Here is a 24,448-nt window from a genome sequence, read left to right as displayed (position 1 = left end):
TCTAGGGTGAGGCCAACCGCATAGGGGGTGACAGCTGACCTCGGTTTGCTCAGGAGCAAATTAAAAGGAGTGATTAAGCCGCTTGCTGACCACCAAGGATGTTCAGAATCTCTTCTACATCGTTGGTGCTAGTTAGCTTCTCAATTGCCTCCGGCTCATCGAGCGCGTTTGTAATGGTGGTAATCACCTGGATGTGCTCATCGTTCTTAGCGGCAATGCCGATAACCAGTTTTGCTACATCATCGTCGTCTTCAGTAAATTGGATACCCGCAGGGTATTGGCAGATTACAATGCCTGTTTTCTTCACGCGGTCTTTCGCTTCTACTGTACCGTGAGGTACTGCGATAGATTCGCCTAGGTAAGTTGGAACCAACGCTTCACGTTCAAACATCGCGTCTACGTATTCTGGTTCTGCGTAGCCAAGTTCAACCAATTTGTTGCCTGCAAAGCGAATGGCTTCTTCTTTGTTGGCTGCTTTCAAACCTAGGTGAATGTTCTCACGTTGAATTTGGAATACAGATGGTTGCTGTGGCTCAAAGCTGTCGTCGTTCGCCGCCATTACCGACACTTTTACCATTTGGTCGTCATTGGCTGCGGATTGGTTTTGTGCTGCTAGTAGTTTGGTGACTAGCTGGTTGTACATTTCGCTGTCTAGGAAGTTCGTCAATGAAATGTGGTGTGCGTTCGGAGCATGCTTACGTGCACGATCCGTTAAGTCTTTATGAGTAATCACGATATCTGCACTCTCTGGTAAGCTGTTAATAGCAAGGTTGGTTACATGGATGTTCAGACCGGCGTCTTGAACCTTTTTGCGCAGCATGCTTGCACCCATTGCGCTTGAACCCATGCCCGCATCGCAAGCGACAATGATGCTTTGTACTGTCGCTAGGTCTACGTCACCTTTGCTTTGGCTGTTTACCACCGCATCGTTTTTAGATGCAGATTTCATGTCTTTCATTTGTGATGTTGCTTTCTCTAGTGCAGCTTCATCACCGTCTTCTTCTGTTGACGTTTGCGTCTTCATTAGTAGTGCCGCTACTGCGAATGACACACCTGTTGCTGCTGCGATAGATGCGAGTACACCTACGATTGAACCTTTCTGAGTCATCAACAAGATAGCGAAGATTGAACCTGGTGATGCTGGAGAAACGATACCTGCGTTAAACATTGTTAGAACGAATACGCCAGTCATACCACCAGCAATAGCTGCTAGGATTAGGCGAGGGTTCATTAAAATGTATGGGAAGTAAATTTCGTGGATACCGCCGAAGAAGTGGATGATTGATGCACCACCGGCAGTTTGACGAGCCGTTCCTTTACCAAACACCATGTAAGCCAGCAAGATACCTAGACCAGGACCTGGGTTCGCTTCGATTAGGAAGAAGATAGATTGACCTGTCTCAGACGCTTGTTGGATACCTAGTGGAGAGAAGATACCGTGGTTGATCGCGTTGTTTAGGAACAGGATCTTCGCAGGTTCAACGAAGATTGAAGTCAGTGGTAACAGGTGAGCAGATACTAGGAAGTTAACGCCAGCTGCTAAGCCACCAGATAGAATTTTTACGAATGGACCGATAAAGATAAAAGCAAGAATCGCACATAGCATGCCGATGATGCCTGCAGAGAAGTTGTTAACCAACATCTCAAAGCCACTTTTTACTTTACCGTCGATGTAGTTATCGAATTTTTTGATCGCCCAGCCACCCATCGGACCGACCATCATTGCACCCATAAACATTGGGATGTCTGTACCGACAATCACACCCATTGTTGTGATTGCGCCGACTACCGCACCGCGATCGCCACCGACTAATTTACCACCGGTATAACCGATAAGCAGTGGTAGCAAGTAGGTAATCATAGGACCAACCATAGAGGCTAACGTTTCGTTAGGTAGCCATCCAGTTGGGATGAATAGAGCAGTGATAAAGCCCCACGCGATAAACGCGCCGATGTTTGGCATTACCATGTTTGACAGAAAACGACCAAAATTTTGTATCTTGATCTTGGCATCTGGTGATATCATAACAATTCCCCGTTCGATGTTCTGATGAATATTGTTGTAGTAAACGGTTCGCCAAAACCGCTTGTTTGATTGCTTAGTACCCAATCAATTTACCACACATTTTCCAATTGGAACTGACAACGGGTTTTTCGTGATCTACGCCCGCATTTCCTAGGCTGAGAAACGGTTTTTAAGTGACTTGGATCGACTTATTGACCTGTAAATAAATAACAAAAAGCCACTTTTAAATCTGTCAATAAAAATACTAGTGATCAATTCGATCTTCTGACAAATTAAAATCCAAAATACTTTGTGATTTAGATCACTTTTGATTTCTTTTGAAATCCGAATTAAATACCGCAAGCGATCAATGTCACACTTTGTGTTGTATTGCTTGATCTTGTAAGTGTGATCTACATCTGGTTTGGTAATTTGTGAAAGTTTTTGACGTAATTAGCGTGACCAATGTCATCGCTAAGGTTTTGATAAATTGCGTTGATGAATGTCTTTTCGAGCCACTTCACGCAGTGATATGTCATTAGTGATAGAAAGATTAGAAGTGCATTGCTCTAGGGCTTCATTCTATCCATGACAACGCACTTTTCATTGATATTTCAATACTCAGCGGTGTTGACCTAAGTAACGGTGAGCCTGCTCGCCCCCCATGTACCGTGCTAATGTTTTTTCTTGGACATTACGCAAGTCAACCATGATCAATCCATCCAAAGCGTTGTTGAATGCTGGGTCTACATTGAAGCAAACCAGCTTGCCGTTGAGACTTAAATACTGACGTAGCAACACTGGCACACCTTTCCCTTCGTCAATTCTGGCAATCACTCGAGACAGTAGTTGTAAATCGCCTAATGCCGTAAGCATGCTGGTATTCCAACCACGATGGTTCTCTGGCAGAGGGTTATATGGCGTGACGTGTTCCGCACAGTCTTTGTCATAGTGGTGCAGTGTCATTGATTGAGCCAACAACTGGCGTGCTGTGTCGCTGTAGTCATTGCTGATACTGACTGGACCAAATAGGTGTGTGTAATCTGGGTTTTGATGTACGAAGGTCGCAATGCCTTTCCACAGTAGCAATAATGCACTCATGCTCTTTTGATATTGCTGAGCGATCACCGAACGCCCCATCTCGATCGATTTTCCCATCTGATCTAAAAAGCATTGGTCATAGTTAAACAGCGTACGTGAATACAGACCTTCTACACCACGCTTCTCAATCAGTTGATCAACCAAACCTAAGCGATAAGCGCCGACCAAGCATTGGTTTTCTCTGTCCCACACAAATAGGTGCAGATAGTCATGATCGAAGTGATCAATATCTATCGCTAATCCAGTGCCTTCACCAACTTGACGAAAATTGAATTCACGTAGACGACCAATTTCATGCAGTAGAGAAGGAATGCTCTTCGCCTCAGCACAATAGACATCGAACTCTCCACTTTCGAGTAGCTTTGCTTCTTCTGGTAGGTTGTTCAGCTCTCCAAGCAATTCGCCTATGGGTAACCCTGCCGCAATTGGAGAGAGCATTTCCGAAGAGGATGAGGGCTTAATTGGTTGGGTGTCACGATTAAGTAAATAAGTATTGAGGCGCAAATAGTTCACGACCTGATCATCGTTAAGTGTGTTGAGTTCTTTAAATTTTATGGCTTGCCCAAACGAAAGCTTGATGGTTTGTGCGTGTTTGTTCAATAGCTCTCGACCAAGCATTAGGGTGCGCAAAAGTGGGTGGATTTTCCCCGCCATGTAAAAGCGTTTGGAATTTTGACCACTGATAAAGACTGGAACCGTAGTCGCTTTGTTTTTGCGGATAAGGCTACTGACACTGCGGCTCCACTCTTTGTCTTCTATACGTTGTGGTTTCGCATCGACTAATTGCGATACTTCACCGGCAGGAAAGACGAGTAATAAGCCACCATTAGCCAGATGCTTGTTGGCTGCTCTAAGCGCTTTCATGTTGGATTTGACAGCGTCTTTGCCTTCAAATACATCGACGCCAATGAAGAGCTGATCCAGCTCAGGAACGGTCTTAAGGTATTGATTGGCTAAGATTTGAATATCACCCCTGACCATCAACAGCAGCTCCGCCAAAATCACGCCTTCCACACACCCTAGAGGGTGGTTCGCCACAATGACGGTTGCACCTTGCTTAGGAACAGAGTCGAGTGAACCATGAGTGATACGATAATCGATGCCCAAGATATCTAGGGTAAAGCGGAGAAAGGTTTTGGTGTCGGCACTGATAGGTCGTCGGGCGTAGAACTTATCAAGTTGGTTTAAACCCGTTGCCCATTCAGTAACATTTTCACCAATGCCAAATGGCGTTTTACGAGGGAGACGAAAGGGGGTCGAACTATCCATATTTACCTCAGCGTACAAGTTGCTGATTGGATGGTAGAAATTACAGATGACAGTTCAGAGGCAAAAGCATGAGCCTTTGATGACAAAGCCGTGAAGCTTTATTGAACAAAGGCTATTCACCCAGATTTATGAGGGGAGTTTGTTTATGATTTATCACCGGCAAACATCAGGACGCTCATGGTGTTAAGCGTTTTACTGATTGACTCTATAGAGCTTAATACCTGTTTGGTTGGTTCATTTTCCAATAGTAGACGACCGTCAAACCCCTTGGTTCCACAAGGCTCTTCTTCGCAATCCAATGTTCGCTCTTCATGCGTATTTTCTTCGGTGATTTGCTTATCAATCGTTGGGTCTTCAGAGGTCATATTGTTGGCACTAAAACAAGAAGTTGAGATGAAGACACCACTAATAATAAGCATTAACTTTGTTTTCAACATGATGATAAACTCAATAATAAAACACTGTTCGATTTTATGTTATTGTCTTCATCATTTCGAGTGATATGACAGAAATTTAGCTTTTGGTCGCTATTTTGTTGCCATTCGTAAGCTATCTTATCTGCATAACAAATTGATTGGTTTAACGAAATCAGGAGGATGAATGGAGAACGTTTCCAACAAAGCGTCAATATGGTTAGGGCTGTGTCTAATTATTGGTTTGGGAGTGTTGGGTTTCTTTATCCAGCAGACAGCGGTGAAATACAAAGCGTATGAACGTGTGGTTACGGTGAAAGGCTTGTCTGAGCGAGAGTACCCAGCGGATACAGTAATTTGGCCTATTCAATTTACTGTGGCGAGTAATGATATGACCGCAATGTTTGATGACATTGATCAGCAGACTAAGCTGGTCATCGATTTTCTTGTAGCAAAAGGACTGAATGAATCAAACTTCTCTCTGTCATCACCAGCTGTCATTGACCGTAAAGCTCAGCAATATGGTAGTGAGCAAGATATCGAATATCGCTACCTCGCAAACCGAACTGTGACGGTTTACAGCCAGAACATTGATTTGGTGAGAGCGGCAATCAATGAAATTGGCGAACTAGGCAAACAGGGCGTTTTATTAAACCAAGATCCTTATTCGAATCGTGTGGAGTATAGCTTTACTAAGCTTAACGAGATTAAGCCCGATATGATTGAGGAAGCGACGAAGAATGCACGAGAAGTAGCAGAAAAATTTGCTAAAGACTCACAGAGCTCACTCGGTAAAATTAAGCGAGCGACACAAGGTCAGTTCTCAATTTATGACCGAGATAGCAATACGCCTTACATCAAGAAGGTACGCGTTGTTTCAACTGTTCAGTATTACCTATCGGACTAAGTAAGATTATCTCAAGTTTCAACCTAATCTCCCAAGCCAGTCATTTGACTGGCTTTTTTTATGTTCAATCGATTGCATTATAAGTACTGTGGTTTTTCTCGTTTATGCAAGTGATCTTTTATAAAACTAAGTTCTTATTTGTTTGGCAATGAAGTTGATAAAAGTCAATTCACAGAAGGAGTTAGAGGCGTAATTTTGACCGCACTTATTAGCTAGAAGGAATTACTAGAATGGCCTTTAAACATTACCTCAGAGAGTTGTTAGGCTTAACCATTGTTGTCTCTGTGGTATTCGGAGTATTGAGTATCTTACTGGACTTCTGTGCTCTTGTAGCGCTGTGCGAACATCAAGAGAATATTGCGCATATTTTTTTCCATGAATCGTTCTACTTTATCGCATTCCTGATCCCGCCTTATTTCTTATGGAAAGTGATTAACCGTCCCGGCTTAGTTTCAGCAACAGAAGAGTATCAGGTCAGCAAGCTTGAGTTAGAGCGCCCTTAGCTGGAAATAAACCTAAACGTAAGTGCTTGGCTTGCGATGAGGATATTGGATGGAATCTCTATCTTCCAGATACAACAAAGGCCCGTAGATTTCTCTACGAGCCTTTCGGAATATGGTGGCCCCTCCCAGACTTGAACTGGGGACCAATCGATTATGAGTCGACTGCTCTAACCACTGAGCTAAGGGGCCTTAATAGGTCAACGATTATAGGGGAAGCGTTGCGAGGTGTCTAGCCACTAGGTGGGGCAATTGCGCTTAGTTTTTATTCACTTAGCTTCACAGATAATAAAAAAGGCGACCCATTGGTCACCTTTTTTGATTTTAATCGCTTCGATTACTCGTCTAGGAAGCTGCGCAGTGTTTCTGAACGGCTTGGGTGACGTAGTTTACGTAGTGCTTTCGCTTCGATCTGACGGATACGTTCACGAGTAACGTCGAACTGCTTACCTACTTCTTCTAGAGTATGGTCAGTGTTCATGTCGATACCAAAGCGCATACGAAGTACTTTTGCTTCACGTGGTGTTAGACCTGCAAGTACGTCTTTCGTTGCCATTTTCAGGCTCGTTGCCGTAGCAGAATCTAGTGGTAGCTCTAGCGTAGTATCTTCGATGAAGTCACCTAGATGCGAATCTTCGTCGTCACCGATTGGTGTCTCCATAGAGATTGGCTCTTTAGCGATCTTCAGTACTTTACGAATCTTGTCTTCTGGCATTTGCATACGTTCTGCCAGTTCTTCTGGTAACGGCTCACGACCCATCTCTTGTAGCATTTGACGAGAGATACGGTTTAGCTTGTTGATCGTTTCGATCATGTGTACCGGAATACGAATCGTACGTGCTTGGTCCGCGATTGAACGAGTGATTGCCTGACGGATCCACCACGTTGCGTAAGTCGAGAACTTGTAACCACGACGGTATTCGAACTTATCTACCGCTTTCATCAGACCGATGTTACCTTCTTGGATTAGGTCCAAGAACTGTAGACCACGGTTGGTGTACTTTTTAGCGATAGAAATTACTAGACGTAAGTTCGCCTCAACCATCTCTTTCTTCGCACGGCGAGCTTTCGCTTCACCGATAGACATACGACGGCTGATGTCTTTAATGTTTTGAACGTTCAGAGAAGTCTCTTCTTCAATCATTTTTAGTTTAGCGATTGAACGACGGATTTCTTCTTCGTTACGTTTGATCTTCTCAGCGTATGGCTTGTCAGATGATAGGATTTCATCTAACCATGCTTCGCTTGATTCGTTACCTGTGAACAGCGCGATGAACGACTTCTTCGGCATTTTGCCGTATTCAACTGCAGACTTCATGATCAGACGTTCTTGAGTACGAACGCGATCCATTGCTGTGCGCAGTTCATTCACTAAGTGGTCGAACTGTTTTGGTGTTAGACGGAATTCTTTGAATACGTCTAGCATCAACTCGTTAGCTACTGTTGCTTTCGGGCTTTCGTAACCGTGCTCGTTGATTGCAAGCTGAAGGTTTTGGTATGTGCTGCGTAGCTGGTTGAATTTCTCAAGCGCAAGCTCTGGGTCGATACCTACATCTTCTTCAGAGTCATCTGAATCGTCATCACTTTCTTCGTCTTCATCAACGTCTTCTTCGTCTTCTTCTTCTAGCTGAGATTCAGTTAGTTCAGAACCGATGTGCGTCGCTGTTGGTGCAGCTGTGTCGTCTGCATCAGGGTCAACAAATCCAGAGATTAGGTCAGTTAGACGAAGTTCTTCTGCTTGAACTTTGTCAAACTGCTCAAGAATGTATGGGATAGTGCCAGGGTATTCAGCAACAGACGATTGAACTTGGTTAATACCTTCTTCAATACGTTTTGCGATGTCGATTTCGCCTTCGCGAGTCAGCAGCTCTACAGTACCCATTTCACGCATGTACATGCGCACTGGGTCTGTTGTACGACCAATTTCACTTTCTACGCTAGAAAGTGCTGCTGCTGCAGCTTCAGCTGCATCTTCATCGGTGATGTTTGTGTCATCGTTCAGTGCAAGATCATCAGCATCAGGAGCAGTTTCTACTACCTTGATACCCATGTCGTTGATCATCTGAATGATGTCTTCTACCTGTTCTGAATCTACGATTTCAGCAGGTAGGTGGTCGTTTACTTCGGCGTAGGTCAGATAGCCTTGTTCCTTGCCTTTAATAACAAGTAACTTTAGCTGTGACTGCGGATTTTGATCCATAGACGGTATCCAACTTCGTAATCTGGTGAAGGAATCAGTATGCGAAATGCAAACCACTTACTATAACAAATTAAATTGTTGCTGACTAATTAAACAGGGTTACGCTTTTAAATCTAGCATCAAAGCTAGCAGCTCCCTTTTCTCTTCGGCTGATAAACCGACACTTCTTGCTTTGGCCTGCAGGTTTTCAATTTGTTTTTCTACGCACTGGGCAATAATTTTATCCAGTGAGTCTAAAAATATTTCTTCTTGGTTGTCTTCATCGAGGGGAATATCCCAGCTCGCGAGACGAGACAGAAGGGTCTCATTTTGGCTGTTTCGCCAATGCTCTAATAATTGGCCAGTGTTGATATGGGGATGCGCCTGACATTTATCAAGTACATCAACAAATAAACTTAGGCCTGGTATGGATAAATCTCTCACTGAGGAAAGATCTGGTACCATTTGAGCATAGCTCGGATTCTGAATAAGTAGAGCGATTACCTCGCGCATCGGAGTTCGTTTGATCTCTTTGTGCGGCTGAGGTCGACTTTCACCCGTCTTTTTACGTGGTTGACGTAAGCGGTTATCAAAACCCGTGCGTTCATCAAGCAGCTTTTCGAGTAACTCCTGAAAATAGGGATCAGGAATCTTGTCAATCAATGCACTCGCATAGGCTCGTAGTGCTGATTTACCTTCATTATTACCCAAGTTGATTTGGTGTAATTCAATCAGGTTATCAAAGAGATAACTCGAAAGCGGTGTGGCTTGTTCTATTTGCTGTTCGAAGGCTTGCTTGCCATATTTTCGAACGTAGCTGTCAGGGTCTTCACCGTCAGGTAAGAACAGGAACTTCAATGTATTACCCGTTTTAAGGTACTGAAGTGCATTTTCTAGCGCGCGCCATGCGGCTTCTTTACCTGCTCGGTCACCATCGTAACAACATACGACGGTATTCGTTTGCCTAAACAGCATTTGAATGTGGTCGCCAGTGGTTGACGTGCCCAAAGAGGCGACAGAGTAATCTACGCCATATTGCGCCAACGCGACAACATCCATATAACCCTCAACCACCAAAATTCGTGGTGGTTCACGATATGCTTGTAGCACTTCGTAAAGACCATAAAGCTCTTTACCTTTATGGAAGATAGGCGTTTCTGGTGAGTTCAGATATTTTGGTGTGCCGTCGCCAAGTACGCGACCGCCAAATCCAATCACTCGACCACGGCGATCACGAATGGGGAACATGATACGACCACGGAAGCGGTCATAGCGGTTACCTTTGTCGTTCTCGATCAACATGCCGCCAGTCACAAGCATGTCTTGATTGTCTTTGTTCTGACCAAAGTTTTTACGGACTAAGTCCCATTCATCCGCCACATAGCCGATGCCAAACTTCTGTACGATTTCACCCGACAAACCGCGGTCTTTTAGGTACTCAATCGCCACTTTACTTGTTGGCTGCTTGAGTTGGTTACGATAGAACTGAGCAATGCTGCCCATGATATCGTAGAGACTACGTTTTTCGCTGCTGCTGGCTTGTGGTCCTGAGTTAAATTGACCACCACCACTGCGTTGTTCGCGTGGTACATCTAATCCAAGATAAGATGCCAGTTCTTCAATGGCTTCGACAAAGTCTAGGCGTTCGAACTCCATAATGAAGTCGATGGCATTGCCATGCACGCCACAACCAAAACAGTGATAAAACTGCTTTTCTTGGCTAACGCTGAATGACGGTGTCTTTTCGTTATGGAAAGGGCAGCAAGCGCCGTAGTTTTTGCCTTTTTTCTTAAGTTTCACGCGCGCGTCGATGATATCGACAATATCGAGTCGAGCTAGGAGGTCATCAATAAAACTGCGAGGGATGTGTCCAGCCATAAAACCTAACAAAAAAAGAAAACCATGATTGGTGTGAATGGGTTACAGAGAAAAGCATGTGTGCGGCTTTTTGTTATTCCATTCTGCCAGATACAAACAAGCCGTGCGTTCCAAAGGATAGCACGGCTTGCTGCAATTGGGTGGGGTATTAAGCCAATTTAGCGCGAACTAAACCGCTTACTTTACCCATATCTGCACGCCCTTGAATTTGCGGTTTCAGAACGCCCATTACTTTGCCCATGTCTTGCATGCCAGCTGCGCCAGATTCAGCAACTGCGCTCTCAATAAGAGCTGCAACTTCTTCGTCTGTCAGTGGTTGAGGCATAAAGTCCTCAAGAACGGTAATTTCAGCTTGTTCCGCATCAGCTAGATCTTGACGACCTGCTGCTTCAAATTGCGTTACAGAGTCGCGACGTTGTTTAACCATCTTGGTCAACACAGCAAGAATGTCGTCGTCGCCCAGAGTAATCTGTTCGTCAACTTCACGTTGCTTAATTGCAGATAGAGCTAAACGAATAGTACCAAGGCGCAATTTGTCCTTGGCTTTCATCGCTAATTTTTGCTCTTCTTTGAGTTTATCAATCAGAGCCATAACTAAATTCCTTTCCGGAGCTCAGTTATTAGTACAGGCGAACGCGACGAGCGTTTTCGCGAGCTAGCTTCTTAGCGTGACGCTTTTGAGCTGCTGCTTTAGCGCGTTTGCGAACTGTAGTTGGTTTTTCGTAGTGCTCACGACGACGCACTTCAGAAAGGATACCTGCTTTTTCGCAAGAGCGCTTGAAACGACGTAGAGCAACGTCGAACGGTTCGTTTTCACGTACTTTAACTACTGGCATATGCCTTTCACCTCAGGGGTTATTCGTTAACGCTGGAATTTAATGAACCAAATCACAATTGTTTGGTCAGTTACCAGCTTGATCAAAAATGGTGCGGAATTTTAATCCGATCAACACAGCTTTGTAAAGCGTTTTATCGCCTATTGTCTGTACAAAATTTGTTTGAAGCACCAAGGCCGGGTAATATGACGCCCAAATTTCCTCTATATAGAAAGCACACTGAGAAAACCATGCGCATTATTGGTATTGAAACCTCTTGTGACGAGACTGGCATCGCGATTTATGACGATGAGAAAGGTCTTTTATCACACAAGCTTTACAGCCAAGTAAAACTTCACGCAGATTACGGCGGCGTGGTGCCTGAGTTGGCTTCACGTGACCATGTTAAGAAAACCATTCCTCTTATTAAAGAGGCTCTGAAAGAAGCGAATCTGACTTCCAAAGACATCGACGGTGTTGCATACACGGCAGGTCCGGGTTTGGTAGGTGCATTGCTTGTCGGTGCCACTATCGGTCGCAGTATTGCTTATGCTTGGGGTGTGCCTGCGGTGCCTGTTCACCATATGGAAGGTCACCTACTGGCGCCTATGCTAGAAGATAACCCACCACCGTTCCCGTTTGTTGCGGTATTGGTATCGGGTGGTCACTCAATGATGGTGGAAGTGAAAGGCATCGGCGAGTACAAAATCCTAGGCGAATCGATTGATGACGCAGCGGGTGAAGCGTTTGATAAAACCGCCAAGCTAATGGGCTTGGATTACCCAGGTGGTCCACTGCTGTCTAAACTGGCAGAAAAAGGCACACCGGGTCGCTTTAAGTTCCCACGTCCAATGACCAACGTGCCAGGTTTGGACATGAGCTTCTCTGGTCTAAAGACTTTTACTGCTAATACTATTGCGGCAAACGGTGATGACGAGCAAACACGCGCGGACATCGCTTTAGCATTCGAAGAAGCCGTGTGTGCAACACTCGCAATCAAATGTAAGCGTGCACTAGAGCAAACAGGCATGAAGCGCATCGTTATTGCTGGCGGTGTAAGTGCTAACCGTCGTCTGCGTGCTGAGCTTGAAAAACTGGCGAAGAAAGTTGGTGGTGAAGTTTACTACCCACGCACTGAGTTCTGTACGGACAATGGCGCGATGATCGCATACACAGGTATGCAACGCCTGAAAAACGGTGAAGTGGCAGATATGTCGGTAGAAGCGCGTCCGCGTTGGCCTATCGACCAGCTTACGCCAATCGCGTAATCAAACTTCTACTGAAGGTTTGAAATATATTCAACATGATAAAGGTCTCTGCTCATCAGAGGCCTTTATTTTTAACTAGCTAATTGAAAGACCTTGTGTAATTGATTGTAAGAGCCTAACTGATGCGAGCAGTTTTGTTTCGTTTCAGTGATAGGATTGTGCCGAAGAATAATAAATGGATATAACAATGAATAAGTTTGAAATTGAAGGTCAGCAGCTTGCTTACCTAGATAAGGGCGAAGGTCCTGTATTGCTGTTTGGTCACAGCTACTTGTGGGATAACCAAATGTGGGCTCCACAGATTGAAGTGTTGAGCCAATCATATCGTTGTATCGTGCCTGATCTATGGGCGCATGGTGAGTCGGACGCCGCGCCTGCTTCGACACGATCTTTAGTCGATTACGCTCAACATATGCTGACACTCATGGATCATTTGGAGATCGAACAATTCTCTATTGTTGGTTTATCGGTTGGTGGGATGTGGGGAGCAGAGCTGACGTCACAAGCTCCTCAACGTGTTAAATCTCTGGTTCTTATGGATACATTCATCGGTTTGGAACCTGAAGTTACACATAAGAAATACTTTGCGATGCTGGATGCGATAAGCCAAGTTCAAGCCGTACCAGCACCGATCGTTGAGGCTGTCACACCGCTGTTCTTTGCCAACAACGCAGAGCAAGCCAATCCTGAACTTGTGGCATCATTCAAGCAAAGTCTTGAAGCATTGCAAGGTGAGCGCGCGGTCGAAGTAGCTCGTATTGGACGTATGGTGTTTGGGCGTCGTGACGTTATCGAAGATGCAGAGATGTTTGCATTGCCAACCTTGATTGCGGTTGGTCGCGAGGATAAGCCTCGTCCAGTATTTGAATCTTACTTAATGAACGATTGCATCACTGGCAGTGAGTTGGTTGAGATCCCTGAAGCGGGTCATATCAGTTCATTGGAACAGCCAGAAATCGTCAACCAGATGTTGTTGGATTTCTTGAATAAAGTGCATGCGTCGTAATTTCTTCAAGTAACGATTGAATAAACAAAAAACTCGGCATTACGCCGAGTTTTTTTCTACCAATTTCTTTTCACCAATCTTGGGTTCTTCCCCTGACAATAAGCGGCGAATATTCTGATGATGTTTAAACACGATCAAACAACAAAGCATCGCGACAGGTAAGGTGTACTGCGGTTTGAACATCCAAGCATAGAAGGGCGTAACGAGTACCGTAACAAGCGCAGCTAGAGAAGAGTAGCGAAACAACAAAGCGACCGATAACCAAGTCAGCATGACCAGCCCAGTCAGATCCAATCCAATAGGGGCTATTGCACCAAGTGCTGTTGCGACACCTTTCCCCCCCTTAAAGTGGAAGAATATTGGGTACATGTGACCAAGGCACGCTGCAATGGCAATAACGCCAAGGATGATTGGGTCGATACCAAGAAAGTAGCCGCTCCAAACCGGAATTGTTCCTTTGAGCATGTCGAACAGCAACACTGCCGCCGCTGCACCTTTGCCTCCGATACGCAGGACATTGGTGGCTCCAGGATTGTTAGAGCCCACTTTACGCGGATCCGGCAGTCTTAATAAACGACAAATTAGCACTGCGCTGGAGATAGAACCCAGCAAATAGGCTGCCATTGTCATTATTAGTGCCAGTGCGTCCATAGAAGTCCTTGATGGATTGGAATTTAATGCTCAGTTCCTGAGTAATTGCTATCATACCGCGATTCGGCTTTGAGCAAAAATACTCTCTGCGATAGAGCTTGCATTATGGGATTTCTTGTATATAAAGAGTCTTCGCAGTTTATACCCAAGCGACTTTTTCAGCCAATTTACAGAGTGAAAGGTCATAGTAGGTTGCTTGGGTATAGAATAGTACGATCAATTTGCCCAAATCGGGTATCCGACCTCTGTAAAAGAAGGACATAAGATGGCTCTGGATAAAGTTTTTATTGAACAGTTAGAAGTAATCACCACCATCGGCGTTTACGATTGGGAACAGCAAATCAAGCAAAAGCTGGTTCTGGATATCGAAATGGCACACGACAACAAACCTGCGGGTAAGAGTGATGATGTTCAAGATGCGTTGGATTACTCACAAGTGAGTGAAGCGGTGTTGAATCACATCGAAAATGGTCGTTTCTTGTTGGTTGAGCGTGTCGCAGAAGAAGTTGCAGAACTTATCATGCAACGTTTCTCTGTACCTTGGGTGAAAATTCGTTTAGCGAAGCCTGGTGCGGTTCCTCAAGCACGCGCAGTTGGTGTTGTGATTGAGCGAGGTCAGGCATGATCAAAACGTATATCGGAGTAGGCACCAATATAGAAAGAGAGCAGCACGCGCGAGTAGCTTATCAAGAGTTGCAAAAGCTAGGCTGCGATCTGTGTGTTTCTCCGATATATGAATGCGAGCCAATCGGCTTTAGTAGTCAAAACTTCTACAACTTCGTGATTAGTTTCTCCACGAAGCTATCACTCGAAGAGTTGAGTCACCACTTACGCGAGATTGAATTTCAGTGGGGGCGCGAAGAAAACGCGCAAAAGTATCAGGATCGAACCTTAGATCTCGATATAGTCTTGTTCGGTGAATGCATTTCGCCACAAAAACCTGAGCTACCTCGCAGTGATATCTACAAATATCCTTTTGTAACAAAGCCCCTGTATGATCTCGAACCTCAATTGGTGATCCCCGGCGATGGAAGAACAATCGCAGATATTTGGCAGGCGATGCAGCCAGTCGATTCACTCAAACCAGTTTCTTTTTCACTTTAATTTTGAGTTGTTTACATGAGTTACTTTGAAGCCTTTATTTTGGCTCTGATTCAGGGTCTGACAGAGTTTTTGCCAATTTCCAGCTCTGCCCATTTGATCCTGCCTTCTGCCATTCTTGGTTGGGAAGACCAAGGTCTGGCATTTGATGTTGCTGTTCACGTTGGTACGTTAATGGCCGTTGTGATTTACTTCCGACAAGAGGTCATCACGCTATTCCAAGCGCTATTTGCTTCTATCTTTAAGGGTGATCGCAGTAAAGAAGCCAAATTAGCATGGATGATCGTGCTGGCTACGATTCCTGCATGTGTATTTGGTTTGTTGATGAAAGATATCATTGAGATCTATTTGCGTAGTGCCTATGTAATTGCAACGACGACCATCATTTTTGGTCTGCTACTTTGGTGGGTAGACAAGAATGCAAAACTGGTTGCCGATGAATACCAAACGGGTTGGAAGAAAGCGCTATTTATTGGTATCGCTCAGGCGCTTGCTATGATCCCTGGTACTTCTCGTTCTGGTGCCACGATTACTGCGGCTTTGTACCTTGGCTTTACTCGTGAAGCTGCGGCGCGTTTCTCGTTTCTGATGTCGATTCCAATCATCACCTTGGCTGGTGGTTACCTAGGCTTGAAACTGGTAACAAGTGGCGAGCCTGTACACGTTGGCTTCCTGCTAACTGGTATTGTGACATCCTTTATCAGTGCGTACATTTGTATCCACTTCTTCTTGAAGATGATTTCACGTATGGGTATGACGCCATTTGTGATTTACCGTCTGATTCTAGGTTTCGGTTTATTCGCCTTCTTGCTAACGGCTTAAGTTGAGCAGCTAAAACTGAAATAAAAACGCCCGCTTTTAATTGCGGGCGTTTTTGTCTGTCTACCTGCTTTGCCGGACTTATTTGCCTAATGCAATTCTAACCGCTTCTACACGGCGCTTCTCTTGTTCATCACGAATAGCGGGTCCTTGAAAACCGTCTTTAATAATGGCTTGCACATCGACTGATGCCGCCGCTTTATAGGCTTGCATAAACAATTCTGCTTGCGGGTAGGGTTGCAGTTCTAATCCTTTACGACCTGCGTGATCGGCTTGGCAGCAAATTAAGATATCTTGCAAGCGTTCGGATTTACGCCAAACATCAAACTTATTGAGAATTTTGATGACGGTTTGAGGTTTAAGCTCAGCCGCTCGATGAATATTGGAGTGCTGTTCGCACACCATTAATGCTAAGTCGCGGAACTCATTAGGTACGCGTACACGATCGCACAGTTTTTTGATTAGCTTCAAACCGGTATGGCAATGCATCTTATGGCTCGGCCATTCCTTTTCAGGCGTGATGCCTTTACCCAAATCATGCACTTGTGCAGCAAATCGAACTGGCAGTGAATCACTGAGTTTTGCTGCTTGCTCAGCCACCATTAAGGTGTGGATACCAGTATCAATCTCCGGGTGCCACTTCTCTGGTTGAGGGACCCCAAACAATGCATCAATTTCAGGCAAGACAACCGCTAATGCACCGCAATCTCTAAGCACTGATAAGAATACGTCAGGTCGAGCAGTGGACAATGACTTGTGCCATTCTTGCCAAACGCGTTCTGGTGTCAGCGTGCTCAGTTCTCCTGATTCTGCCATATTGCGCATCAGCAGCATGGTTTCTTCTGCGACACTAAAGCCTAAGTGGGCTAACTTTGCAGCAAAGCGTGCGACACGCAAAGCACGCAGTGGATCTTCGATAAAGGCATTCGAAACATGGCGCAGCACTTTAGCTTGCAGGTCTTGCTGGCCACCATGGGGGTCGTACAACTTGCCGTCATTATCCATTGCCATTGCATTGATAGTGAGGTCACGACGGATCAGATCGTCTTCTAATGTGACACTTTGATCGAAAAAGCAATCAAAGCCAGTGTAGCCTGCGCCAGATTTTCTTTCGGTTCGTGCAAGGGCATGTTCTTCTTTGCTTTTAGGGTGTAAGAACACAGGGAAATCTTTTCCAACCGCAGTATAGCCTTGGCTAAGCATGATTTCCGGCGTTGCTCCAACTACAACCCAGTCTTTGTCGTAGCTGTCTATTCCAAGCAAATGATCTCGAACTGCTCCACCAACTAAATAAACTTGCACGGATTACCTCTTAATTTATCGATCTGACGTTGGACATTGTAGCAAGCAATGGTACTTTTCTTTACTTCTAAAAGAACTTAGCGCTTTGTTTAAGTCTAATAAGGAAATACCCGATTTGATTGAGGGTGGGTTTTAGCTGGAGATCCTAATGTATAAGGACTTTTTCGGGTTTGTTGAACTGCCATTTTCCATAGTTCCAAACTCGCGTTATCTGTATCTGAGTCAACGTCATAAAGAGGCGATTACGCATCTGCAGGCGGGGTTAGGCGATGGTGGTGGTTTTGCCATGCTAACCGGTGAAGTAGGGACAGGTAAAACCACGGTTGCTAAAGCCATGCTGGCAAACTTGGATGAGAATACGAAAGCGGGCTTGATCCTTAATCCGACCTTCTCAAGCCGCGATTTACTTGAAGCCATTTGTGACGAGTTCAAAGTCACCTACCCCGAAGAAGCGAGCCTCAAGCAGCTTAACCAAGCGATTCATGATTACTTATTGCGCAATCATAAAATGGGCTGGACGACCTTATTGGTGATTGATGAGGCTCAGCACTTAGCCGCTGATGTGCTTGAACAGCTTCGCTTATTAACCAACTTAGAAACGGACACCAGAAAGCTCCTCAAAGTGCTGTTAGTTGGGCAGCCAGAGCTGCAACGCTTGCTGCAAACCACTCAATTGCGTCAACTTGCTCAACGGATTACTGGTCGATATCACCTGCTACCACTCGATGAGAAAGAGACTGCGGACTATATTACTTTCCGCCTGCATACTGCTGGTGGTGATAAACAGTTGTTTGACCGTAGCTCGACCAAATTGATTGCTAAGTACAGTCACGGCATCCCACGCTTGATTAACCTGATTTGTGATAAGTCGTTAAACCTGAGTTACCACAAAGGTAATGTTGTGGTTGATAAGCAAACAGTACATCAGGCTTGTGAAGAGGTGATGCAGTTCCAAGCCGAAATTTACCAGCAAGACCAGCCTGTCCGTCGTAGCTTTGAATGGCCTACTTGGGGCTCTGCTGCGATTGGCGTGTTTGCCGCGGTAGGTATTGGTTGGGCAGTGATGCAGAAAATGCCATCTCAAGTTAGTACCAGTATCCAATCTAATCCCATTCAAGTTGCTCAGACGACATCGCAACCTGTAATCGCAGAGATGAACGAGCAACTCACCAGTGAACAACGCAATATGCTCTTAGAGCAGACGCAATCGAACTTGGCAGTTAATGAACTGTACAAGTTGTGGGGCTATCGTGCCTCTGTTCGTGACAACTTGTGTTTGTCCGAACCGCAATCAACCATGCGTTGTGAGCGTAAAATGGCAACGTGGCCGTTGTTAGTGCAACAAAATCGCCCTGTCATCTTAGAGCTGAATTACCAAGGACAAGTGGGTTACGTCCTGTTGTACGCGATTGGAAATGACAAGGTGGAAGTCCTTAATGGTAGCCAACGTTTGCGATTGCCTGTTTCATGGCTTAAACCACTGTGGCAGGGCAATATCATTGAATTGTGGCAAGCTCCTCTGAGAGAGACCCTACGTTTAGATATGGAAGGTCCAGCAATTGAAGTATTGGATACCCTTCTCGCTCAAGCGGTGAATGAACAGCCATTAGGCACGGACATCTTTGATGCTGCATTAAAAGAGCGAGTGGAATTGTTCCAGCGTTGGCAGAGCATTGGCGTTGATGGTATTGCCGGCCAAAGAACTTTAGAGCGCTTACAGCAGAGCGTGCAAACTGATGCTCCTGCCTTGAAACAGATTAAAGAGGAGGGCGTATAATGTCAGTCATGAAGCATGTGGGGCTCTTTTTATTGCCGGTAAGCATTACGGCAGTCGGTGCTGCTTGGTATTTGGACTTATTTGCTCAAGAGGGCGTAGCTCCAGCGGCAACAGAGATACAAGCACAAGCAACCAATGCATCGGTTGAGCTTAAACCTACGACTAACTTTGAAAGCTTGAGTTATCCTGAAGAGCCCCAATTGGCGCAGCTTCAGCGTGAATGGCCAACAGCAGAGCTCTCACAGGACATTGGTACCTTTATTGGTGAAGAGTATGCGAGTAATGACGCCGTTCCTGGTGAGCAAGAGCTACTCAACGAGCCTCAGAAAACAGTAAAAACAAGCCCTACAATGCGAAGTGGTGATGACCTTGGTTTGTCTTTAGATGATCTTGATTTGTCCTCATTGTCGCCTGACCTTGCTTTGAAAGTAGAGAACGCGCTTGCGAACGATGACCAGCCATCGACAAACGATAGCTCGTCTGTTGACGATTTAGAGCGAGAAGCTCAACAATGGCATGGTCGTTTGCCTGCTCTTAACTTACAAACTCACATGTACTCAAGTGATGTAAAGCGACGTTGGGTGAAAATTAACAATGTTGAGTACCACCAAGGCGATGTTGTCGATGGGCAAGTGACCTTAAAAGAGATCCAACCTCAAGCGGTCATTGTCGAATTCCAAGGCGAGCAGATCCGTATCCCTGCTTTGTATGAATGGAAAGGCTAGAGGCATCCTATCGTTTCTTTCTCTGTGTCATTCAGGACTAAACAGACAAAACAAAAAAGCCAGTCGAGTTCGACTGGCTTTTCTTTTACCGATTCATCAGAGTAAGGTGATTATGCCCAACCTGCTGGTGATTTCTTTCTACGTGGGATGATATGAGGAAGAATCAAACCAAACAGTAGACCTAGACCTGCAACACCACCACCGTAAGTAAAGTACTTCAGTAACATGTCGTCTTTTTGTGTGTCTAGTTTGGCGCGAAGTTCGCGGTTTTCTGTTTCAACAGAAGTAAGCTGGTCGCTAATTTCAGAGTATTTCTTCTCTAGATCAGAAATTTGTTGGTTGCGTGTTTCTAGTGAGGTTACTAGACCCGCTTTTTCTGTGTCTGAGTTCTGGCGTGCGTTTGCCAGTTGCTCTTTCACTTCTTTCAGTTCTTTCTCAACGCGAGGAAGGCGGATTGCCATGCTCTCTTGGTTAGTTACAAACTTGCTTTGAACCCAGCCAGTACGACCGCGCGCATCACGGATTTGGGTGTAACCCGTGTCTTTGTTTGTTTGAAGAAGTTGTACTTTAGAGCCTGCGTTAACACTACCCATGATACGGTAAGTGTTGTTTGGACCAGAGTGCATGAAAGTGAATAGGTCATCAGAAATATAACGGTCTGCCGCTAGTGCCGCTGGCGCTGCTAGCAAAGTAAACAAAACCGTGATGATTAGTTTTTTCACAGTAAATCCCTTAACGATTTTCTTGGATACAGCTTTGGCACCGAATTATTGGAGCCGGAAATAGACGAATATTATGCAGTTTCAAACTTGGGTGCAACAAAGAAGGGAGGCAAAGCCTCCCTTTCTGTGCGTTTGAGTCAATAATGACAAAGCGTTTACATTGTATTGACCCAGCGCTTCGCGCTAAAGCAGTGTTACGAGAACATCGCTTGGATGCCGTAGAAGAATACGACTGCTAGTAGTGCACCAGCAGGTAGCGTAACGATCCAAGATGCAACGATGTTACGAACTACGCCCAAGTTAAGGGCTGCAATACCACGAGCGAAACCTACACCTAGAACCGCACCAACCAGTGTTTGCGTTGTAGAGATAGGTAGACCTGTACCTGACGCTAGAACTACTGTACATGCTGTTGCTAGCTGAGCAGCAAAGCCACGGCTTGGTGTTAGTTCAGTGATACCAGTACCAACTGTTGCCATTACTTTGTGACCTAGTGTTGCTAGACCAACAACGATACCAAAACCACCTAGAGGAAGAATCCACCATGCGATTGAGCTCTTCGTTGTGATTTCACCCATGTGCTCAACAGTTGATACAACTGCAGACAGTGGACCGATCGCGTTAGCTACGTCGTTTGAACCGTGAGCGAATGCCATAGCACACGCTGTGATAACCATTAGTACGCTGAAGATACCTTCTACGCCAGCAAAGCTGCGGTCTTCTTCACGGTTAGCAAATTTCTTCTGAATGTAGAAGTAACCGCCAGCCATTACTGCTGCAGATACGACTGCTGCCCACATCCATGCTTCACCGTTGCTAAGGTGTAGACCTACGTGTTTCAGACCTTTCTTGATAGTTACAAGTGCAATCACCATTGTCGTGATGAACATGTAAACTGGAACGAAACGTTTTGCGTTGAATAGTGGGTTCTCAGTATCAAAGATCAGACGCTGTGCGCTGACAAAAATGACGTAAGCAAAGAAGCCTGAGATAACCGGAGTAATAATCCAGCTACCGACAATCCCTTGTACACTGCTCCAATCAACTGCTTCAGTACCTACAGACACACACGCAAAACCGATGATTGCACCGATGATAGAGTGAGTAGTCGATACTGGCCAGCCCATGTAAGAAGCAAGTAGAAGCCAAGTACCAGCCGCAAGAAGTGCTGACATCATGCCGTAGACAAGAATATCAGGTTGGCTAGCAAATAGAGATGTTTCGATAACACCTTTACGGATAGTGTCGGTTACTTCACCGCCTGCAAGGTATGCACCCGCAAATTCAAAGATCATCGCAATGATGATTGCTTGTTTTACGGTTAGCGCTTTTGAGCCAACAGATGTACCCATAGCATTAGCAACGTCGTTCGCGCCAATACCAATCGCCATCATGAAACCAAAAATCGCTGCAACAATAATCAGGACAGTGCCGTAGTTCGCAAGGATATCCATCGTAATACCTAGTTGTTTTATAACAAGCGGAGCAAAATTTTGCGCGCGTCAGCCCATAAGACGGTGAATTTTGTCATCGTCCATCTGACACGCGTGAATAATGCTCTTCGTTATGTCGTTAACTTATGTTTTAAGATCGAGATAGCATGACTTCCAAACGAGCACCTACGCGCTGCGCTTGGTCGGCAATACCACCTACCCATTCAAGAATCTTGTACAAGAACATGACATCGATAGGGTTCATGTCAGATTCAATCACCATCAGTTGTTGGCGAAGTTCAATCTGCATTGCATCGGTATCATCTTCAATTACGTCCAATTGATGAATCATTTCAGCAACGAGCGTTACTTCACGGCCTTTGAAGCCGGTCTCTAGAAGTTCATCAAGTTCGTTAATTACTTTTTGCGCCTGATCAGCCGCATCAAGACAACGTTGAACGTATGCGAGGAAGTTTGGTTGGAGAGCCTCAGGAATGACAAGTTGACGACCATATACACGGCCAGCAATGTCTTTTGCCAGGTTAGCAAGTTTGTCTTGTTGAGTTAGAAGCTCAAGCATGTCAGTACGATCGACTGGCATAAACAAACCGCGAGGCAGTTTTAGACGGATTTCACGTTTTAGCACGTCCGCTTCTTTCTCTAGGTGAGAAATTTGAGCACGGATTTCAGCTGCTTTTTCCCAGTCACCCTTTGAAGATACTTCAAAGAACTTAACCAGGTGTGAACAACATTCGTTGACACACACAACGTGGCGCTGCAAAGGCTTAATTGGGGACTTTGCAAATAACCCCATAATTGTATTTACTGGCATGGTCATTCAACCTAATAACTATAACCTTAAAAAAACATACACCATTTCTTGGCGAAATGTTGAACGATGGCTATAAAGGCGCGCATGTTAACGCATTAAATCGCTCATTAAAACTGTTTTAGATCATCATTCGGGTGATATTTCTTTCTTGCCGTGTGAGAAATTAGGCAATATCCTGTTTCTATCTGCTTTGAAAGGTATAGCTATGGAAACCGAGATAGAACTGAAGTTTTTTGTTTCTCCTGAATTTTCAGAGACTTTAAGAGCTAAAATTTCCGAAACAAAAGTACTTCAGCACAGTAGTCGTGATTTGGGTAACACCTACTTTGATACCGCTGATAAATGGTTAAGAAAGCACGACATTGGTTTAAGAATTCGCCGTTTTGATGATGTTTTTGTCCAGACTGTAAAAACAGCAGGACGCGTTGTTGCAGGTCTTCATCAAAGACCAGAATACAATGCTGAGCACACCAGTAATGAGCCGGACCTCACGCTTCATCCTTCTGATATCTGGCCTTCTGGCAAAGATGTCGCTACGCTACAAGCGGAACTGACGCCGCTCTTTTCTACCAACTTTACTCGTGAACAATGGTTGATTGGGATGCCTGATGGTAGCCAAATCGAAGTTGCGTTCGACCAAGGAGCTGTGATTGCTCAAGGTACGGATGGAGAAGAGAAGCAAGATCCTATCTGTGAAGTTGAATTAGAGCTGAAATCGGGTCAGACAGATGCTTTGTTTACCCTTGCTCGCAGTTTGTGTGAAGCAGGTGGTATGCGCCTTGGTAACCTGAGTAAAGCTGCGAAAGGCTATCGCTTAGCCAGTGGTTACGCTGGTGATGAAGTCAAACCACTAGCATTAGTGGACAGCACGAAAAACGACACAGTCGAGTACTGCCTGATTAATTCGCTAGAGCATGCGCTATCGCACTGGCATTACCATGAGCAAATCTACACTGAGCGTGATTGCGTTGAAGCATTACGTGAAATCGTTAATGCGATTCGCTTTATCCGCCAGACATTTACTATCTTTGGCAGCATGGTGCCGCGTCGAGCAAGTGCAATTCTTCGCCAAGAAATGAAGTGGCTAGAAGAAGAGCTTGAATGGTTAGATGAACACGCTCACTTAGAAGAGCTGCTAGATGATAAAGGCAACGTGCTGCGCAAACTTGATGCGCGTAAGTTCCTTGTTTCTGAGTTGACACAACAACTGGGCGAGTTGCCAAGCCGCGAAGCGGTGTTAGAGCTATTAAGCTCTGCACGTTACACCGGTTTGTTATTGGATTTGAGCCGTTGGATTCTGACGCGTGGTTGGCAGCCATTTTTGGATGATAAAGCGCGCGAAAAGATGTCGAGCAACATTCAACCTTTCTCAGTGAAGCAGTTGGATCGCACTTGGGCTGAGCTGATGGAAGCTTTCCCCGCAGAGCGAGAGCTCTCGGCACAAGAGTATGTGGATCAGCGATACCGTCTTTTACGTAACTTGTACACCGGTATTGGTTTTGCGAGCTTGTACGATGCAGAAGAGCGCAATACCTTCCGTTTACCATGGGCAGACCTAGTGCATGGTATCGACGACCTGCTTATGCTTAATCACCTTCTGCCATTAATTGGCATGTTAGAAGGGGAAGAACAAGAGCAGTTAGAGCGCTGGCTGCACCGCCAAGAACGTTCCATCCTGCATGCCATGGATCAGACTCGTGCAATCAGTGTTGAAGTCGAGCCATACTGGCAAGAATAAGAGCAAA

At 45.2% G+C, this 24,448-nt stretch carries 22 protein-coding genes and 1 tRNA gene; 10 read left to right on the top strand and 13 right to left on the bottom strand.

Annotated elements, in window-relative coordinates; genetic code table 11:
* Nucleotides 1–73 precede the first annotated feature (73 nt).
* From OH463_RS07290 to OH463_RS07280, 3 genes are all read right to left on the bottom strand, one after another.
* Entirely contained in the window at nucleotides 74–2,026 is a 1,953-nt protein-coding gene (locus OH463_RS07290) for a PTS mannitol transporter subunit IICBA (protein WP_009698834.1), read from the bottom strand.
* A gap of 600 nt (nucleotides 2,027–2,626) precedes the next feature.
* Nucleotides 2,627–4,375 (bottom strand): lysophospholipid acyltransferase family protein, encoded by a 1,749-nt coding sequence (locus tag OH463_RS07285; protein ID WP_269990936.1) that lies wholly within the window; start codon nucleotides 4,373–4,375, stop codon nucleotides 2,627–2,629.
* Between the two features lie 143 nt (nucleotides 4,376–4,518).
* On the bottom strand, nucleotides 4,519–4,812 hold the full coding sequence (locus OH463_RS07280) for a hypothetical protein (RefSeq protein WP_005450433.1): 294 nt from the start codon (nucleotides 4,810–4,812) through the stop codon (nucleotides 4,519–4,521).
* 163 nt (nucleotides 4,813–4,975) lie between these two features.
* Between OH463_RS07280 and OH463_RS07275 the strand changes: the two genes are divergently transcribed.
* Together OH463_RS07275 and OH463_RS07270 are read left to right on the top strand one after the other, a co-directional pair.
* Entirely contained in the window at nucleotides 4,976–5,695 is a 720-nt protein-coding gene (locus OH463_RS07275; protein WP_005450432.1) for an SIMPL domain-containing protein, read from the top strand.
* 230 nt (nucleotides 5,696–5,925) lie between these two features.
* Nucleotides 5,926–6,198, top strand: a complete 273-nt coding sequence (locus tag OH463_RS07270) for a hypothetical protein (protein WP_009698831.1) — start codon at nucleotides 5,926–5,928, stop codon at nucleotides 6,196–6,198.
* A gap of 113 nt (nucleotides 6,199–6,311) precedes the next feature.
* Here the strand turns inward: OH463_RS07270 and OH463_RS07265 are convergent.
* The 5 genes from OH463_RS07265 to rpsU form a co-directional block, all read right to left on the bottom strand.
* Nucleotides 6,312–6,387 (bottom strand) — tRNA-Ile (locus tag OH463_RS07265).
* A 145-nt stretch (nucleotides 6,388–6,532) separates the two neighbouring features.
* A complete protein-coding gene (gene rpoD, locus OH463_RS07260; protein ID WP_005450428.1) occupies nucleotides 6,533–8,395 on the bottom strand; it encodes an RNA polymerase sigma factor RpoD in 1,863 nt (620 codons plus the stop codon).
* Between the two features lie 99 nt (nucleotides 8,396–8,494).
* Nucleotides 8,495–10,252, bottom strand: a complete 1,758-nt coding sequence (dnaG, locus tag OH463_RS07255) for a DNA primase (RefSeq protein ID WP_009697586.1) — start codon at nucleotides 10,250–10,252, stop codon at nucleotides 8,495–8,497.
* 148 nt (nucleotides 10,253–10,400) lie between these two features.
* Entirely contained in the window at nucleotides 10,401–10,844 is a 444-nt protein-coding gene (locus OH463_RS07250; protein ID WP_005450424.1) for a GatB/YqeY domain-containing protein, read from the bottom strand.
* A 28-nt stretch (nucleotides 10,845–10,872) separates the two neighbouring features.
* Nucleotides 10,873–11,088, bottom strand: a complete 216-nt coding sequence (gene rpsU / locus OH463_RS07245) for a 30S ribosomal protein S21 (protein ID WP_001145625.1) — start codon at nucleotides 11,086–11,088, stop codon at nucleotides 10,873–10,875.
* A gap of 230 nt (nucleotides 11,089–11,318) precedes the next feature.
* Between rpsU and tsaD the strand changes: the two genes are divergently transcribed.
* The gene (tsaD, locus tag OH463_RS07240) at nucleotides 11,319–12,335 is read left to right on the top strand and encodes a tRNA (adenosine(37)-N6)-threonylcarbamoyltransferase complex transferase subunit TsaD (RefSeq protein ID WP_269990995.1); all 1,017 of its coding nucleotides are present in this window, start codon (nucleotides 11,319–11,321) and stop codon (nucleotides 12,333–12,335) included.
* A gap of 187 nt (nucleotides 12,336–12,522) precedes the next feature.
* Nucleotides 12,523–13,341, top strand: a complete 819-nt coding sequence (locus OH463_RS07235; RefSeq protein WP_047512540.1) for an alpha/beta fold hydrolase — start codon at nucleotides 12,523–12,525, stop codon at nucleotides 13,339–13,341.
* 39 nt (nucleotides 13,342–13,380) lie between these two features.
* Here the strand turns inward: OH463_RS07235 and plsY are convergent, their stop codons facing one another.
* On the bottom strand, nucleotides 13,381–13,992 hold the full coding sequence (gene plsY / locus OH463_RS07230; protein WP_005450419.1) for a glycerol-3-phosphate 1-O-acyltransferase PlsY: 612 nt from the start codon (nucleotides 13,990–13,992) through the stop codon (nucleotides 13,381–13,383).
* 265 nt (nucleotides 13,993–14,257) lie between these two features.
* Here plsY and folB point away from each other — a divergent pair, with 265 nt between their 5' ends.
* From folB to OH463_RS07215, 3 genes are read left to right on the top strand one after another with little or no spacing between them, the layout of a single operon-like run.
* Nucleotides 14,258–14,617: a bifunctional dihydroneopterin aldolase/7,8-dihydroneopterin epimerase gene (folB, locus tag OH463_RS07225; RefSeq protein WP_005436044.1), complete on the top strand. Its 360-nt coding sequence runs from the start codon at nucleotides 14,258–14,260 to the stop codon at nucleotides 14,615–14,617.
* Nucleotides 14,614–15,096, top strand: a complete 483-nt coding sequence (gene folK, locus OH463_RS07220) for a 2-amino-4-hydroxy-6-hydroxymethyldihydropteridine diphosphokinase (protein ID WP_005450416.1) — start codon at nucleotides 14,614–14,616, stop codon at nucleotides 15,094–15,096. Before folB ends, folK begins: the two co-directional genes overlap by 4 nt.
* Nucleotides 15,097–15,111: 15 nt before the next feature.
* Complete coding sequence (locus OH463_RS07215) at nucleotides 15,112–15,915, top strand: undecaprenyl-diphosphate phosphatase (RefSeq protein ID WP_009697588.1); 804 nt, start codon at nucleotides 15,112–15,114, stop codon at nucleotides 15,913–15,915.
* 78 nt (nucleotides 15,916–15,993) lie between these two features.
* Here OH463_RS07215 and OH463_RS07210 read toward each other — a convergent pair whose 3' ends face one another.
* Complete coding sequence (locus OH463_RS07210) at nucleotides 15,994–17,214, bottom strand: multifunctional CCA addition/repair protein (protein WP_269990934.1); 1,221 nt, start codon at nucleotides 17,212–17,214, stop codon at nucleotides 15,994–15,996.
* Nucleotides 17,215–17,362: 148 nt separating this feature from the next.
* On the opposite strand from OH463_RS07210, the gene OH463_RS07205 reads away from it, so the two are divergent.
* Both OH463_RS07205 and OH463_RS07200 read left to right on the top strand, forming a co-directional pair.
* Nucleotides 17,363–18,991: an ExeA family protein gene (locus tag OH463_RS07205; protein ID WP_269990933.1), complete on the top strand. Its 1,629-nt coding sequence runs from the start codon at nucleotides 17,363–17,365 to the stop codon at nucleotides 18,989–18,991.
* Nucleotides 18,991–19,716 carry a general secretion pathway protein GspB gene (locus OH463_RS07200; RefSeq protein WP_050940925.1) on the top strand — a complete coding sequence of 242 codons (726 nt, stop codon included), beginning with the start codon at nucleotides 18,991–18,993 and terminating at the stop codon, nucleotides 19,714–19,716. The genes OH463_RS07205 and OH463_RS07200 overlap by 1 nt, the downstream gene beginning before the upstream one ends.
* 110 nt (nucleotides 19,717–19,826) lie before the next feature.
* Here OH463_RS07200 and OH463_RS07195 read toward each other — a convergent pair whose 3' ends face one another.
* The 3 genes from OH463_RS07195 to OH463_RS07185 form a co-directional block, all read right to left on the bottom strand.
* Nucleotides 19,827–20,438 carry a TIGR04211 family SH3 domain-containing protein gene (locus tag OH463_RS07195; protein ID WP_005450408.1) on the bottom strand — a complete coding sequence of 204 codons (612 nt, stop codon included), beginning with the start codon at nucleotides 20,436–20,438 and terminating at the stop codon, nucleotides 19,827–19,829.
* A 194-nt stretch (nucleotides 20,439–20,632) separates the two neighbouring features.
* A complete protein-coding gene (locus OH463_RS07190) occupies nucleotides 20,633–21,892 on the bottom strand; it encodes an inorganic phosphate transporter (RefSeq protein ID WP_005450407.1) in 1,260 nt (419 codons plus the stop codon).
* 130 nt (nucleotides 21,893–22,022) lie between these two features.
* Entirely contained in the window at nucleotides 22,023–22,703 is a 681-nt protein-coding gene (locus OH463_RS07185; RefSeq protein ID WP_005450406.1) for a TIGR00153 family protein, read from the bottom strand.
* A gap of 205 nt (nucleotides 22,704–22,908) precedes the next feature.
* Between OH463_RS07185 and OH463_RS07180 the strand changes: the two genes are divergently transcribed.
* On the top strand, nucleotides 22,909–24,441 hold the full coding sequence (locus OH463_RS07180; RefSeq protein WP_009697592.1) for a CYTH and CHAD domain-containing protein: 1,533 nt from the start codon (nucleotides 22,909–22,911) through the stop codon (nucleotides 24,439–24,441).
* The last annotated feature ends 7 nt before the right edge of the window (nucleotides 24,442–24,448 follow it).

This window comes from Vibrio sp. NFR, assembly GCF_027587095.1.
Lineage (GTDB): Bacteria > Pseudomonadota > Gammaproteobacteria > Enterobacterales > Vibrionaceae > Vibrio > Vibrio harveyi.
Note: the sequence above shows the minus strand (reverse complement) of the source record. Positions and strands in the feature narration are given on the sequence as shown.

Coding starts and splice junctions, on each gene's coding strand:
- OH463_RS07290 (WP_009698834.1), bottom strand. CDS start 2,026: ATGATATCACCAGATGCCAAGATCAAGATACAAAATTTTGGTCGTTTT.
- OH463_RS07285 (WP_269990936.1), bottom strand. CDS start 4,375: ATGGATAGTTCGACCCCCTTTCGTCTCCCTCGTAAAACGCCATTTGGC.
- OH463_RS07280 (WP_005450433.1), bottom strand. CDS start 4,812: ATGTTGAAAACAAAGTTAATGCTTATTATTAGTGGTGTCTTCATCTCA.
- OH463_RS07275 (WP_005450432.1), top strand. CDS start 4,976: ATGGAGAACGTTTCCAACAAAGCGTCAATATGGTTAGGGCTGTGTCTA.
- OH463_RS07270 (WP_009698831.1), top strand. CDS start 5,926: ATGGCCTTTAAACATTACCTCAGAGAGTTGTTAGGCTTAACCATTGTT.
- rpoD (WP_005450428.1), bottom strand. CDS start 8,395: ATGGATCAAAATCCGCAGTCACAGCTAAAGTTACTTGTTATTAAAGGC.
- dnaG (WP_009697586.1), bottom strand. CDS start 10,252: ATGGCTGGACACATCCCTCGCAGTTTTATTGATGACCTCCTAGCTCGA.
- OH463_RS07250 (WP_005450424.1), bottom strand. CDS start 10,844: ATGGCTCTGATTGATAAACTCAAAGAAGAGCAAAAATTAGCGATGAAA.
- rpsU (WP_001145625.1), bottom strand. CDS start 11,088: ATGCCAGTAGTTAAAGTACGTGAAAACGAACCGTTCGACGTTGCTCTA.
- tsaD (WP_269990995.1), top strand. CDS start 11,319: ATGCGCATTATTGGTATTGAAACCTCTTGTGACGAGACTGGCATCGCG.
- OH463_RS07235 (WP_047512540.1), top strand. CDS start 12,523: ATGAATAAGTTTGAAATTGAAGGTCAGCAGCTTGCTTACCTAGATAAG.
- plsY (WP_005450419.1), bottom strand. CDS start 13,992: ATGGACGCACTGGCACTAATAATGACAATGGCAGCCTATTTGCTGGGT.
- folB (WP_005436044.1), top strand. CDS start 14,258: ATGGCTCTGGATAAAGTTTTTATTGAACAGTTAGAAGTAATCACCACC.
- folK (WP_005450416.1), top strand. CDS start 14,614: ATGATCAAAACGTATATCGGAGTAGGCACCAATATAGAAAGAGAGCAG.
- OH463_RS07215 (WP_009697588.1), top strand. CDS start 15,112: ATGAGTTACTTTGAAGCCTTTATTTTGGCTCTGATTCAGGGTCTGACA.
- OH463_RS07205 (WP_269990933.1), top strand. CDS start 17,363: ATGTATAAGGACTTTTTCGGGTTTGTTGAACTGCCATTTTCCATAGTT.
- OH463_RS07200 (WP_050940925.1), top strand. CDS start 18,991: ATGTCAGTCATGAAGCATGTGGGGCTCTTTTTATTGCCGGTAAGCATT.
- OH463_RS07190 (WP_005450407.1), bottom strand. CDS start 21,892: ATGGATATCCTTGCGAACTACGGCACTGTCCTGATTATTGTTGCAGCG.
- OH463_RS07185 (WP_005450406.1), bottom strand. CDS start 22,703: ATGCCAGTAAATACAATTATGGGGTTATTTGCAAAGTCCCCAATTAAG.
- OH463_RS07180 (WP_009697592.1), top strand. CDS start 22,909: ATGGAAACCGAGATAGAACTGAAGTTTTTTGTTTCTCCTGAATTTTCA.